The following is a 13,682-nucleotide window of genomic DNA, read 5'->3' on the forward strand; positions in this document are numbered from 1 at the left end:
ATAGCATTTAGTTAGCAAGGCTAACTATTTTAGTGTTGTTTAAATAAAAAGCAATCAAAACGAGATGAAGATCATAAAAAAGGCGCATAAAAAAACCGCTGACAGGCAGCGGCTTTTCGGAATCAAAATGTGTTGCTTACTTAGCGTTGGCTTCTTCTTCGGCCTCAGCCAGCTTAACTTGCGCTAAGTGCTCAGCTTTAAGCGTGGTGAAAATACGGCTTAACTCTAAGAAAGAGTAACGGTGTTCTACGTATTCATACACGTTAAAAGAAACCGCTAACTTGTACAAAGATATAGCATTCGCGTAGTCACCATTCATATGGTAACGCTTAGCAAGATAGAAGTACGTCTCTGTTAGGCGCTGCGCAAGTAACGTGTTGTCACGAGTACCGGTTAAGATCGCCTTGAAAGCCTGCTCTTCAGTGATGTCATCAAGCATAATCGCGACTAATACCCAGCCCCACTGCTCATCACGACTCTCATAACGTGTTTGTAAATCAAGCTTAGCTTGTTCTGGCGTGAGTTCATGCTGAATGATGTACAACCACAGAGCGCGAAATGGATCGCTAGGATCATCGGCATAGTGCTTCATCATCTCTTCATTGGCTAAGTCGTAACGCTCACCATAGTAAAGTGCGATAGAGCGGTTTCTTTCTGCATAAGAGTTTGCAGGATCAAGCTCTAACGTTGAATCAAAAGATTCATAAGCGGCATCAAACTCCCCTACCTGCGTAAAGTAAACACCCAAAAGATTGAAGATATCAGGTTGAGCAGGGTTCAATGAAAGAGATTGGTTGAAGTCGAGGCGCGCGAGATCACGTAGGCCAACACTGTCATAATAGTTACCACGTTCAAACAGCATCTTAGCTCGAACTTCATCGTTCAAATCTGGGCGCTGTAATAACTGACTAAGACGTGCAATTTGAACTTCTTGTTGAACGCTTGGTTGCAGTGGCACAGCCATCGGTGGATAAACCCAACGTGAGGTGTTATCTGATGTTGTCGCACAACCTGTTAGTACAAGCAGTAAACACATACTCGCGGTTTGAAACCATTTCACAAATAATTACTCCTGTTATGACCGCAATAAAAAAGGGGAGCGATATGCTCCCCTTTATAACATGCTTTGTTGACGATAGGTTAGAAATCACTAAAAAGCGATATCACCATCGACACACTGAGAATTACTCAGCAGCAGGTGCTTCGCCTTCAGCTGGCGTTTCAACTGCTTCTTTCATGCTTAGACGTACACGGCCTTGACGGTCAATTTCAAGAACCTTAACAGGAACTTCTTGACCTTCAGTTAGGTAGTCAGACACTTTCTCAACGCGCTTGTCAGCGATTTGAGATATGTGTACTAGACCATCTTTACCTGGAAGGATAGTAACGAATGCACCGAAGTCAGCTAGACGAGCAACTTTACCTTGGTAAATGCGGCCAACTTCAACTTCAGCTGTGATCTCTTCGATACGACGGATAGCTTCTTTAGCAGCTGCGCCTTCAGTAGCAGCAATCTTGATTGTGCCATCGTCTTCGATTTCGATTGTAGTACCCGTTTCTTCACAAAGAGCACGGATAACTGCGCCGCCTTTACCGATAACATCTTTGATCTTATCAGAGCTGATTTTCATTGTGTGGATACGTGGAGCGAATTCAGAGATATCTTCACGAGCACCAGAGATAGCTTCATCCATTACAGAAAGGATGTGCTTACGTGCACCTTGCGCTTGGTTAAGTGCAATTTGCATGATCTCTTTAGTGATACCTTCGATCTTGATGTCCATTTGAAGTGCAGTGATACCAGCGTTAGTACCTGCTACTTTAAAGTCCATGTCACCTAGGTGATCTTCGTCGCCAAGGATGTCAGAAAGAACAACGAAATCGTCGCCTTCTTTAACAAGACCCATTGCGATACCCGCAACAGAAGCTTTGATTGGAACACCAGCATCCATAAGAGCTAGAGATGTACCACATACAGAAGCCATTGAAGAAGAACCGTTAGATTCTGTGATTTCCGATACAACACGAACTGTGTATGGGAATTCGTCAACAGAAGGCATTACTGCTTGGATACCACGTTTAGCAAGCTTACCGTGACCAATTTCACGACGCTTAGGAGAACCAACGAAACCAGTTTCACCTACACAGTATGGAGGGAAGTTGTAGTGTAGAAGGAAGTTGTCTTTCTTCTCACCCATTAGGCTGTCGATGATTTGTGCATCACGTTGTGTACCAAGCGTTGCAGTAACAAGTGCTTGAGTTTCACCACGAGTGAATAGAGAAGAACCGTGTGTACGTGGAAGAACACCAGTACGTACGTCTAGCGCACGAACCATGTCTTTTTCACGGCCATCGATACGTGGGTTGCCCGCGATGATGCGGCTACGTACTACGTTTTTCTCTAGAGAACCAAGCATGCCGCGAATTTCGCGCTCATCTAGGTTTTCGTCTTGTGCAATTAGAGCTTCAACAACGTCGTTCTTGATTGCGCCAACTTGCTCGTAACGAGCCATTTTCTCAGTGATCTGGTACGCGTCAGATAGACGAGTTTCAGCTTGCTCAGCAACTTTAGCTTTAAGCTCAGTGTTAACTGCTGGCGCTTCCCAGTTCCAAGATGGAGTTGCAACTTCAGCTGCAAATTCGTTGATCGCTTTGATTACAACTTGTTGTTGGTCGTGACCGTAAACAACAGCTGAAAGCATTTCTTCTTCAGATAGGTTATCAGCTTCAGATTCAACCATTAGTACTGCGCCTTCTGTACCAGACACAACTAGGTCTAGTTTAGAGTTTTCAAGCTCAGTATTTGATGGGTTAAGAACAAGTTCGCCGTCGATGTGACCAACACGTGCAGCACCGATAGGACCATTGAATGGAGCACCAGAGATAGCAAGTGCAGCAGACGTTGCGATCATAGTGATCATGTCTGGGTTTACGTCAGGGTTGATAGAAACAACCGTAGCGATAACTTGAACTTCGTTTTTAAACGCACTTGGGAAAAGTGGACGAATTGGACGGTCAATCAGACGAGCTGTTAGTGTTTCGCCTTCAGATGGACGACCTTCACGCTTGAAGAAACCACCAGGGATTTTACCCGCAGCGTATGTACGCTCTTGGTAGTTAACTGTTAGAGGGAAGAAATCTTGGCCTGCAACTGCTTCTTTCTTAGCAACAACAGAAACGAATACTGATGTATCGTCCATAGTCGCCATTACAGCAGCAGTAGCTTGACGTGCAATTACGCCCGTTTCTAGAGTAACGGTGTGGTTACCGTACTGGAACGATTTTACAACTGGTTTTTCAAACATTGTATATCCTTAGCTCTAAAGTCAGACTTTAGATTAAGTGAAGAATGACTCAAGACATTACCAATCGCGACTAGTGAAAAGGGACTTAGGATGGTGACTCTTTGTATGAGTTCATACGCCGAATTAGGACCAAATCCGCCTTTGAATAGTCGCGACCTATTGGCCGACATCTGTGACTGTAATCTCTTGAGAGGTTGATTGCCAAACGCTGAAAACGCTATAGGCGGGCGTAGTATAAACTATTTTTATTAGGAGATATATTTCCTATCAGAAAAAGCCAGATGATATTCTGACCATCCAGCCTAGCATTTTCTTACAGGCACAAAAAAAGGAGCATAAATGCTCCTTTTCTTCAAACTGTCTTTGCAGACATCGCTATTAGCGACGTAGGCCTAGACGCTTGATTAGGTCTTGGTAACGAGCAAGGTTTTTGCCTTTCAAGTAATCAAGAAGCTTACGACGGCTAGAAACCATACGTAGTAGACCACGACGGCTGTGGTGATCGTGTTTGTGCGCTTTGAAGTGACCTTGTAGGTGGTTGATAGAAGCAGTAAGTAGTGCTACTTGTACTTCTGGTGAACCTGTGTCGCCTTCAGATTGTGCGTATTCTGCAACGATTGCTGCTTTAGTTTCTGCATTCAGAGACATAAATCTCTCCTGATAAGAGTAAGTTTATATTTGTAGCAGCCAATCTCTGATTCAGCCGCTACGCGAGCCGAGGATTATAGGGAAGTTTGTCAGTTGGTGCAATAACAATCGAACCCATTAAAAACGAAAAAAGCGAACCACCTAAATTAGGCGTTCGCTTTCTATATTATTTACTCGTCTTTCACGACTCAGCGCTAAAATCAAACTCTATGTAAGCGCTACGCTTGTGGCTCTTCATCTCTGAAAACAACCAAACGCTTCGGTGCAACTCGGCCATCTTCGCCAATCTGAGCAACGCCGACAAACAGCTTCTCTTCGCCGCTTGTCATGCGAACCGTGCCTTCATTGGGCGCACCAGCAACCTGAACTGGCATACCGTGCTGAACTAGGTCAGTCAGTTCCGCGTTCAGGTTTACTTCTGGTAAGTCTTCAACGGCAGTGTCCATTGGCATCAGCAGTGGGTCAAGCAGCTCTTTCGGGGCAATTTCTTGCGCCTGTGCTTGCTCTAGAATTTCGTTCAACTGTTCTAAGGTAACCATGCGTTCATACGGGTACTTTGCAACACCAGTACGACGAAGCATTGTCACATGAGCACCACAACCTAGCATTTCACCAAGATCGTCGGTGATTGTACGGATGTAAGTACCTTTCGAACAATGCACTTCCATTTCAACTTCATCACCTTCAAAGCGAAGCAGTTCAATAGAGTACACAGTGATCTTACGAGACTCACGAGGAACCTCAATACCTGCACGTGCGTATTCATACAAAGGCTTACCTTGATACTTCAATGCTGAAAACATTGATGGAATCTGGTCGGTTTCACCTTTGAAGCTCGCAATGCAACGCTCCAGTTGTTCTTGAGTTACGTTAACATCACGTGTCTCTACCACTTCACCGTCAGAGTCAGAGGTATTGGTACGCTCACCAAGCTTAGCGATAACAACGTAGCGCTTATCAGAATCTAGAAGAAACTGAGAGAACTTTGTTGCTTCACCAAGACAAATTGGCAGCATGCCAGTCGCAAGAGGATCCAGAGCACCGGTGTGCCCTGCCTTCTCTGCAAAGTAAATACGCTTTACTTTTTGCAGTGCATCATTAGACGAAATGCCAGTCGGCTTATCTAATAGAATTACCCCGTTGATAGGGCGACCTTTACGACGGCGAGCCATTACTCTTCGCCCTTAGACTGAGTTTCGTCAGTACGGCCTGCTTCTTCTTGCTTACGCTTGTCGTCGTTCAGAACTTCACTTACTAGGTTAGACATACGCATGCCTTCTACTAGTGTGTTGTCGTAAGTAAAACGAACTTCAGGCGTTAAACGGTGGCGAATACGCTTACCAAGAGCCATACGAACTGGCACTTCATGCTCTTTAAGAGCTTTAAGACATGATTCAGGAGTTTGCTCACCAACACATAGGAAGGTCACGAACACTTTTGCGTAAGCAAGGTCACGAGACACTTCTACGTCTGAGATAGTTACCATACCAATACGTGAGTCACGAACTTCACGTTGTAGGATAAGAGCAAGCTCTTTTTGAAGCTGCTGAGACACACGTTGTGTGCGGCTAAATTCTTTTGACATTTTCTTTTCTCACTTAGAAAGATGGGGGGCTTGGTAATTACCAGCCCCCCATGGTGTATTCAACAACCGATTACTTATTACCTTTACTAGTAATGTTAGTAACCTTAGTCAATATGTCGAGTCGTACAGACTGATTAGTCTAGAGTACGTTTAACCTCAACGATTTCGAATACTTCGATCTGGTCACCAACGCGAACGTCGTTGTAGTTCTTAACGCCGACACCACACTCGTAACCGTTCTTAACTTCTTGTACGTCATCTTTAAAGCGACGAAGTGACTCAAGTTCACCTTCGTAGATAACAACGTTTTCACGAAGTACACGGATTGGGTTGCTACGCTTAATCGTACCTTCAGTAACGATACAACCAGCGATTGCACCAAGTTTAGGCGACTTAAATACGTCACGAACTTGTGCAAGACCAATGATCTCTTGACGGAATTCAGGAGCAAGCATACCGCCCATCGCCTGTTTCACTTCGTCAATCAGTTGGTAAATGATTGAGTAGTAACGTAGATCTAGGTTTTCGTTCTGAACCGTGTTACGCGCAGTTGCGTCAGCACGAACGTTGAAACCAAGGATGATAGCGTTAGAAGCTGCAGCAAGAGTTGCATCAGTTTCAGTAATACCACCAACACCAGAACCTACGATGTTCACTTTAACTTCGTCAGTTGACAGTTTCAGTAGAGAGTCAGCAATCGCTTCTACAGAACCTTGAACGTCAGCTTTAAGTACAACATTAAGCTCAGCTACTTCGCCAGCTGTCATGTTCGCGAACATGTTCTCTAGTTTCGCTTTTTGTTGGCGAGCTAGTTTAACATCACGGAATTTACCTTGACGGTAGTTCGCAACTTCACGTGCTTTACGCTCATCACGTACAACAGTCGCTTCGTCACCTGATGCAGGTACGCCAGAAAGACCTAGAATTTCTACAGGGATAGATGGACCTGCAGTTTCGATGTCTCTGCCGTTCTCATCGCGCATTGCACGAACACGGCCATACTCTTGACCACAAAGAACGATGTCGCCTTTGTTTAGAGTACCAGACTGTACTAGTACTGTTGCAACTGGACCACGGCCTTTATCAAGACGAGATTCAACAACAACACCAGACGCCATGCCTTCTTTAACCGCTGTAAGCTCAAGAACTTCAGACTGAAGAAGGATTGCTTCTAGAAGACCATCGATGTTTGTACCCTGTTTAGCAGAGATGTGAACGAAGATGTTCTCACCGCCCCATTCTTCAGGGATAACGTCGTATTGAGCTAGCTCATTCTTAACGTTGTCTGGGTTTGCACCCTCTTTGTCAATCTTGTTCACAGCAACAATCAGAGGAACGCCTGCCGCTTTCGCGTGCTGGATTGCTTCGATTGTTTGTGGCATTACGCCATCGTCTGCTGCAACGACAAGTACAACGATATCTGTCGCTTGAGCACCACGAGCACGCATAGCGGTAAACGCCGCGTGTCCAGGAGTATCAAGGAAAGTGATCATGCCGTTGTCAGTATCTACGTGGTAAGCACCAATGTGCTGCGTGATACCGCCAGCTTCGCCAGAAGCAACGTGTGCTTTACGAATGTAATCAAGTGTTGAAGTTTTACCGTGGTCAACGTGACCCATGATAGTAACAACAGGAGCACGACCTTCAGCGATAGCATCGCTATCACGGTCAGCTAGTACTGCTTCTTCAAGTTCATTTTCTTTACGTAGGATTACCTTGTGACCCATTTCTTCAGCAACAAGTTGTGCTGTTTCTTGGTCGATCACTTGGTTGATAGTCGCCATAGCGCCCATCTTCATCATTACTTTGATAACTTCAGTTGCTTTAACTGACATTTTGCTAGCCAGTTCAGAAACAACAATAGTTTCGCCGATAGCAACATCAGATTTAGCAACAGTCGCTGACTTATCGAAGCCTTGCTGCATTGAAGTTGGTTTAGCAAGCTTACCTTTACCGCCACGACCACGTTGGTTACGACCACCACGGTTGTTTGCAGGTTGGTTAGCAGGAGCTGCTTTCTTCTTGCGACGACGAGGTGCTTTCTCATCTTTCTTATCTGCCGCATCTTCAGCTTCACGAGCGTAAGTAGAAGTAGTCACATGGTAATCCGCAGATTTCTCTTGCTCTTTCTTCTTCTTCTCTTCTTCAGACCAACGTTCTTGGTTCTCTTCTGCTAACTTACGAGCTTCTTCAACAAGCTTAGCTGCTTCAGCTTCTGCTTTACGAGTTGCTTCTTGCTCTTGACGAGCTTTAAGTTCATCCGCTTCTTTTTTCGCTTGTGCGTTAGCGTCTGCATTTTTTGAATTCATGTCTTTTTTAGCCTTTTCAGCTTGTGCGCGTTGAGCCTTCTCTTCAGCATCACGTTTTGCATCCGCTTCACGTGTTACTTTTTCTTCGGCTTCGCGCTGTGCTTTCTCTGCAGCATCACGTTTCGCTTGCTCTTCAGCATCGCGTTGTGCTTTCTCTTCCGCTTCACGATTAGCTACTTCCTCAGCCTCACGTTTCGCTTCATCTTCAATAGTGCTGCGCTTCACGTAAGTACGCTTTTTACGTACCTCTACTTGAACATCCTTACTCTTACCGCCTCCAGCGGCAACACTTAGCGTGCTGCGGGTCTTGCGTTGAAGAGTTAAACGAGTCGGTTCTGTTTCGCCTGAAGTATCGCCGTGCTCCTTTTTAAGGTGCGTTAGCAATGTTTGCTTCTCTGAATCAGTCACTTGATCCGACCCTGCTTTCTTCATGCCTGCATCAGCAAGTTGTTCAATTAAGCGGTCAACTGGCGTACCAATCTCTTCACTCAGTGCTTTAACTGTTAATTGTGTCATACCGCTTTCTCTCCTTGCTGAATTATTCTTCGTCGCCGAACCAACAGATGTTACGCGCAGCCATAATTAGCTCGCCTGCACGTTCTGCAGTTAGGTCTTCGATGCCTTCTAGTTCATCAACGCCTTGGTCAGCTAGGTCTTCCAATGTCGCAACGCCTTTTGCTGCTAGCTTGTAAGCCATTTCACGCTCAAGACCTTCAAGTGCAAGTAAGTCTTCAGCAGGCTCAACACCGTCGAAAGTTTCTTCTTTCGCTAGCGCTAGAGTAGTCAGTGCGTCTTTTGCGCGGTTACGTAGTTCTTCAACGATACCTTCGTCTAGACCATCTACTTCAAGAAGCTCGTTCACAGGAACGTATGCTACTTCTTCAAGCGTAGAGAAGCCTTCTTCAACAAGCATTTGAGCAAAGTCTTCTTCAATGTCTAGGTGCTTCATGAAGTTTTCAATAGAAGCAACGGCTTCTTCTTGGTGCTTCTTCTCTAGATCAGCAACTGTCATTACGTTCAGTTCCCAACCAGTAAGTTGAGAAGCTAGACGTACGTTTTGACCGCTACGGCCAATCGCTTGTGCTAGGTTATCCGCTTCAACAGCGATATCCATAGAGTGTGCGTCTTCATCAACGATGATTGAAGCAACATCAGCAGGAGCCATTGCGTTGATTACGAATTGAGCCGGGTTATCATCCCAAAGAACGATATCAATACGCTCACCACCAAGATCGTTAGAAACAGCTTGTACACGTGCGCCACGCATACCAACACACGCACCAACTGGGTCAATACGTTTGTCGTTTGTTTTCACAGCGATTTTAGCACGAGAACCAGCGTCACGTGCAGCACCTTTAAGTTCAATTAGCTCTTCACCAATTTCAGGCACTTCAACACGGAATAGTTCAGCTAGCATTTCTGGCTTCGAACGAGTAACGAAAAGCTGGAAACCACGAGCTTCTGGTTTAACTGCGTAAAGAAGACCACGAACACGGTCACCTGGACGGAAGTTTTCACGAGGAAGTTGGTCATCACGAAGGATTACCGCTTCAGCGTTGTTACCTAGGTCTAGAATAACGGTGTCACGGTTAACTTTCTTAACTGCACCAGTGACTAGCTCGCCTTCGTTATCGATGAACTGCTCAACGATTTGAGCGCGTTCAGCTTCACGTACTTTCTGTACGATAACTTGCTTAGCCGTTTGAGTCGTAATACGGTCAAACGTTACTGATTCGATATCATCTTCAATGAAACCGCCAAGTTCGATCTCTGGGTCATCGTACTTTGCAGCTTCAATAGAGATTTCTTTTGTTGGGAATTCAACTTCCTCAACAGCTTCCCAACGACGGAAAGTTTCGAAATCACCCGTTTTACGGTCGATTTCAACACGAACTTCAATTTCTAGTTCGCTTTTCTTTTTGGTTGCTGTTGCAAGCGCGATTTCAAGCGCTTCAAAAATACGCTCACGAGGAACTGCTTTCTCATTAGAAACAGCTTCTACTACCGCCAAAATTTCTTTGTTCATTAATCTAGCCTCTTAAGCTCTTCTCTCTAGGAGAACTAAAATTTAGGGATCAGGTTAGCTTTCGCAATATTGCTCAGGACGAATTCTTCTTCTTGTCCTTCAACCAATACTTTCACTGTCTCGCCTTCGATAGATTGGATATCACCTTTCCATTTACGACGGTTGCCGACAGCCATTTTCAAAACGATGCTTACCTCGTGACCAATAAATTGTTGGTAATGCTCTGCTTTGAACAGTGGTCTCTCTAAACCTGGTGAAGACACTTCAAGGTTATAAGCCACTGAAATTGGATCTTCAACGTCCATTACGGCACTTACTTGGTGACTAACTTCAGCGCAATCATCTACATTGATACCATTTGGTGAATCGATGTAAATACGTAGCGTTGAGTGCTCACCAGCACGAATAAATTCTAATCCAACTAACTCATAACCTGATGCTGCTACTGGAGCGTCAAGCATTTCAGTAAGTTGTCTTTCTAAACCAGTCATTTAACCACTCCAGAAACAAAAAAAGGGCTCAAAGCCCAATTTAAATTCCAAGCAAACATTATCTAAATACATTTACAAATGCTTAGATAACAAAAAACCCCGTATAAGCCGGGGTTTTTGTTGCTGGACCCTTATATGTTAAGTGTCATCACACTTAACTCACAGTGAGGTTCACACTGTGCAAACTTGCTACCAATACAAGCTATATAATAGCATTGAAATTGGTTGCGGGAGCCGGATTTGAACCGACGACCTTCGGGTTATGAGCCCGACGAGCTACCAAACTGCTCCATCCCGCGTCCGACTTGCGAGCATTATACGCCCAACAAGATGTTTTACAAGTTTGTAAACATGGTGCCGAGAGAGGGACTCGAACCCTCACACCCTAAGGCACTAGCACCTCATGCTAGCGTGTCTACCAATTTCACCATCTCGGCATCAAATCTTTACAGATTATTGTGGAATTTCATCGCCTTGCGATGGAACTTCACTCACTGCATCATCAGCTTGCTGAATTACCTGACCTTGGGTCGGGTCAATCCACTGTGACTCAGTCTTATGTGTAGACATATTACCAAGCACTAAGCTAAGGATAAAAAATGTAGTTGCAAAAATTGCAGTCATTCGGGTAAGGAAATTTCCTGAGCCACCAGCACCAAACACAGTGTTTGAAGCGCCAGCACCGAAAGAGGCTCCCATATCTGCGCCTTTACCTTGTTGAATCAACACTAGGCCAATTACACCAAGCGCTGCCAACAGGTAAATCACAAGTAGAACTGTAAACATTTTTCCACCTATGTTCCTAATTGTTGAGCCAGCGCCGTTCAAAAAACTATTTTTAAGAACAAGGCTAGCGACCTCCTAACTGAAGGCCGAGCAATACTAGCGAATGCGACGATGGCTGACAAGGAGAATTTGCTAAAAAATAAGCCTTTACCAAGTGAACGGTTAAAAAAAGGCCAAAAGCGACACGAAACTCATTTATGCCCCTTTTGACCACTCTATAATTTAACCGTTTTTACGTACAGGTACTCTTGATTGTACCTGCTGAGTAAAGCACTAAATTAGCAGTTTGCTTTTACTGCATCTGCAATCTTAAGTGCTGATGATTGAACAAGCTCAGCATCTTCGCCTTCAACCATGACACGCAGTAGTGGCTCTGTGCCAGACTTACGTAATAGCACACGACCTTTCTCACCAAGCTCAGCTTCTACTTCAACAACCGCTGCTTTTACCGCTTCGGCTTCTAGTGGGTTTGAATCTCCGCTGAAACGAACGTTTTCTAGAACTTGAGGGTATAACGTCATACCTTGAGACAACTCATTCAGTGTCATTGCGCTATCAACAACTGAAGCCAATACTTGCAGAGCAGCAACGATAGCATCACCCGTCGTCACTTTATCTAGCAGGATAACGTGACCCGAGTTTTCGGCACCGATCTTCCAGCCTTTAGCAAGAAGCTGTTCCATTACATAACGGTCACCAACAGCAGCTCGTACAAACGGAATACCTAACTGCTTAAGGCCGTTTTCCATACCAAGGTTGGTCATTAGTGTACCAACAACGCCACCTTTCAACTCACCGCGACGCAGTGCATCACGAGCAATGATGTAAGCAATTTGGTCACCATCAACTTTGTTGCCTAGCTCGTCAACCATAATGATACGATCACCATCACCATCAAAGCCAAGGCCTAAGGTCGCTTTTTCTTCAAGTACTTTTGCTTGCAGAGCACGAACATCCGTCGCACCTACTTCGTGGTTGATGTTAGTACCGTTTGGCTCAACACCAATCGCAATTACTTCAGCACCTAGTTCTTTAAATACAGCAGGTGCAATATGGTAAGTCGCACCATGTGCACAATCGACAACAATCTTCATTCCAGCAAGTGTCATCTGATTTGGGAATGTGCTCTTACAGAACTCGATGTAACGGCCAGCCGCATCGTTCAACCGTACCGCTTTACCAAGTTCGAATGAGTCAACGCATTCGATGTCTTTATCCAATTCTGCTTCAATCGCCAACTCGATATCATCTGGCAGTTTTGTTCCCTCAGAAGAGAAGAATTTGATACCGTTATCGTAGTAAGGGTTGTGCGATGCAGATATAACAATCCCCGCTTCAGCGCGGAAGGTTTGAGTTAGGTAAGCAACAGCAGGTGTTGGCATTGGGCCAGTAAACGTAGCCTGAAGACCAGCAGCAGCAAGGCCAGCTTCTAACGCAGACTCAAGCATGTAGCCAGATATACGAGTATCTTTACCAATGATGACTTTCTTTGTGCCCTGTTTCGCAAGAACACGACCTGCAGCCCAGCCAAGCTTCAGAACAAAATCAGGTGTAATCGGGTACTGGCCAACTTTGCCACGTACACCATCTGTGCCGAAGTAACGTCTCTTATCAGACATATTGATTTTCCTTAATTATGATTAGTGATTGTTATTCATCACTTCGATTATCTTCATCGCTTCCAATGTATCTTCTACATCGTGAACGCGAATAATTTGTGCACCTTTCATTGCAGCGATGGTCGCACAAGTAACGCTAGCGACCATGCAATCTGCTGGGGCTTTGTCTAATAACTTAAAGATCATCGACTTTCTCGACATCCCCGCTAAGACTGGCAACCCAAGCGTATGAAACTTTTCAAGGTGCGCTAATAGGTGGTAATTATGCTCAATGGTTTTACCAAAACCAAAACCAGGATCCAGAATCAACTGCTCTTTTGATATGCCAACAGCCTCACAAGCCTCCACCCTTTCTTTTAAGAACGCTTCAACATCCGTTAGGACATCATCGTAATTTGGGTTGGCTTGCATGGTTCTTGGCTGACCTTTCATGTGCATCAGGCAAACAGGAACCTTAGCATCGGAGGCCGCTTCTAGAGCTCCGGGCTCTTGTAATGCGCGCACATCATTGATCAAATCAGCGCCCGCTTCAACGGCTTGACGCATTACTTCAGCTTTACTGGTATCAATGGAGATCCACACATCGAACTTGGCGCGAATTGCTTTAATGGCAGGTATAACGCGGGCGAGCTCTTCTTCTAAAGCTACGTCAGGCGCTCCCGGACGAGTTGATTCACCACCAATGTCAATAATGCTAACACCAGCTTGAATCATTCGTTCTGCTTGCAGTAAAGCATTATCTAATGAATTGAATTTTCCGCCATCAGAGAAAGAGTCAGGCGTGACATTGAGGATACCCATCACATGTGGGCGGTCTAAAACGAGCGTTTTATTATGTGCTTTTAATATCATGGAAGGCGGGTCTTAAGGTAAAAACATCTTGGGCTAGAAACAGAAAAACCCTGAGCGTACT

11 protein-coding genes and 2 tRNA genes are annotated in these 13,682 nt (G+C 44.9%); all 13 read right to left on the minus strand.

Annotated features, from left to right (window positions below):
• Positions 1-136 precede the first annotated feature (136 nt).
• The 13 genes from nlpI to folP all read right to left on the minus strand — a co-directional run bounded on the left by nlpI (position 137) and on the right by folP (position 13,621).
• On the minus strand, positions 137-1,060 hold the full coding sequence (gene nlpI / locus ITG09_13100) for a lipoprotein NlpI (GenBank protein UPR51626.1): 924 nt from the start codon (positions 1,058-1,060) through the stop codon (positions 137-139).
• A gap of 124 nt (positions 1,061-1,184) precedes the next feature.
• Positions 1,185-3,305 carry a polyribonucleotide nucleotidyltransferase gene (gene pnp, locus ITG09_13105; protein UPR51627.1) on the minus strand — a complete coding sequence of 707 codons (2,121 nt, stop codon included), beginning with the start codon at positions 3,303-3,305 and terminating at the stop codon, positions 1,185-1,187.
• A gap of 378 nt (positions 3,306-3,683) precedes the next feature.
• On the minus strand, positions 3,684-3,953 hold the full coding sequence (rpsO, locus tag ITG09_13110) for a 30S ribosomal protein S15 (GenBank protein UPR51628.1): 270 nt from the start codon (positions 3,951-3,953) through the stop codon (positions 3,684-3,686).
• Between the two features lie 218 nt (positions 3,954-4,171).
• Complete coding sequence (gene truB / locus ITG09_13115) at positions 4,172-5,125, minus strand: tRNA pseudouridine(55) synthase TruB (GenBank protein UPR51629.1); 954 nt, start codon at positions 5,123-5,125, stop codon at positions 4,172-4,174.
• Complete coding sequence (gene rbfA, locus ITG09_13120; GenBank protein UPR51630.1) at positions 5,125-5,538, minus strand: 30S ribosome-binding factor RbfA; 414 nt, start codon at positions 5,536-5,538, stop codon at positions 5,125-5,127. The genes truB and rbfA overlap by 1 nt, the downstream gene beginning before the upstream one ends.
• Before the next feature lie 134 nt (positions 5,539-5,672).
• On the minus strand, positions 5,673-8,363 hold the full coding sequence (gene infB / locus ITG09_13125) for a translation initiation factor IF-2 (protein UPR51631.1): 2,691 nt from the start codon (positions 8,361-8,363) through the stop codon (positions 5,673-5,675).
• 22 nt (positions 8,364-8,385) lie between these two features.
• Positions 8,386-9,873, minus strand: coding sequence for a transcription termination/antitermination protein NusA (nusA, locus tag ITG09_13130; GenBank protein UPR51632.1), 1,488 nt, complete (start codon positions 9,871-9,873; stop codon positions 8,386-8,388).
• Positions 9,874-9,908: 35 nt separating this feature from the next.
• Positions 9,909-10,364, minus strand: a complete 456-nt coding sequence (gene rimP, locus ITG09_13135) for a ribosome maturation factor RimP (protein ID UPR51633.1) — start codon at positions 10,362-10,364, stop codon at positions 9,909-9,911.
• Between the two features lie 222 nt (positions 10,365-10,586).
• Positions 10,587-10,663 (minus strand) — tRNA-Met (locus ITG09_13140).
• 53 nt (positions 10,664-10,716) lie between these two features.
• A tRNA-Leu gene (locus tag ITG09_13145) sits at positions 10,717-10,801 on the minus strand.
• A gap of 16 nt (positions 10,802-10,817) precedes the next feature.
• Positions 10,818-11,150 carry a preprotein translocase subunit SecG gene (gene secG / locus ITG09_13150; GenBank protein UPR51634.1) on the minus strand — a complete coding sequence of 111 codons (333 nt, stop codon included), beginning with the start codon at positions 11,148-11,150 and terminating at the stop codon, positions 10,818-10,820.
• Positions 11,151-11,428: 278 nt separating this feature from the next.
• A complete protein-coding gene (gene glmM / locus ITG09_13155) occupies positions 11,429-12,769 on the minus strand; it encodes a phosphoglucosamine mutase (protein ID UPR51635.1) in 1,341 nt (446 codons plus the stop codon).
• Positions 12,770-12,790: 21 nt separating this feature from the next.
• On the minus strand, positions 12,791-13,621 hold the full coding sequence (gene folP, locus ITG09_13160) for a dihydropteroate synthase (protein ID UPR51636.1): 831 nt from the start codon (positions 13,619-13,621) through the stop codon (positions 12,791-12,793).
• Positions 13,622-13,682 lie beyond the last annotated feature (61 nt).

Source organism: Vibrio cyclitrophicus, assembly GCA_023206055.1.
Lineage (GTDB): Bacteria > Pseudomonadota > Gammaproteobacteria > Enterobacterales > Vibrionaceae > Vibrio > Vibrio cyclitrophicus_A.

Coding starts and splice junctions, on each gene's coding strand:
- pnp (UPR51627.1), bottom strand. CDS start 3,305: ATGTTTGAAAAACCAGTTGTAAAATCGTTCCAGTACGGTAACCACACC.
- rpsO (UPR51628.1), bottom strand. CDS start 3,953: ATGTCTCTGAATGCAGAAACTAAAGCAGCAATCGTTGCAGAATACGCA.
- truB (UPR51629.1), bottom strand. CDS start 5,125: ATGGCTCGCCGTCGTAAAGGTCGCCCTATCAACGGGGTAATTCTATTA.
- rbfA (UPR51630.1), bottom strand. CDS start 5,538: ATGTCAAAAGAATTTAGCCGCACACAACGTGTGTCTCAGCAGCTTCAA.
- infB (UPR51631.1), bottom strand. CDS start 8,363: ATGACACAATTAACAGTTAAAGCACTGAGTGAAGAGATTGGTACGCCA.
- nusA (UPR51632.1), bottom strand. CDS start 9,873: ATGAACAAAGAAATTTTGGCGGTAGTAGAAGCTGTTTCTAATGAGAAA.
- rimP (UPR51633.1), bottom strand. CDS start 10,364: ATGACTGGTTTAGAAAGACAACTTACTGAAATGCTTGACGCTCCAGTA.
- secG (UPR51634.1), bottom strand. CDS start 11,150: ATGTTTACAGTTCTACTTGTGATTTACCTGTTGGCAGCGCTTGGTGTA.
- glmM (UPR51635.1), bottom strand. CDS start 12,769: ATGTCTGATAAGAGACGTTACTTCGGCACAGATGGTGTACGTGGCAAA.
- folP (UPR51636.1), bottom strand. CDS start 13,621: ATGATATTAAAAGCACATAATAAAACGCTCGTTTTAGACCGCCCACAT.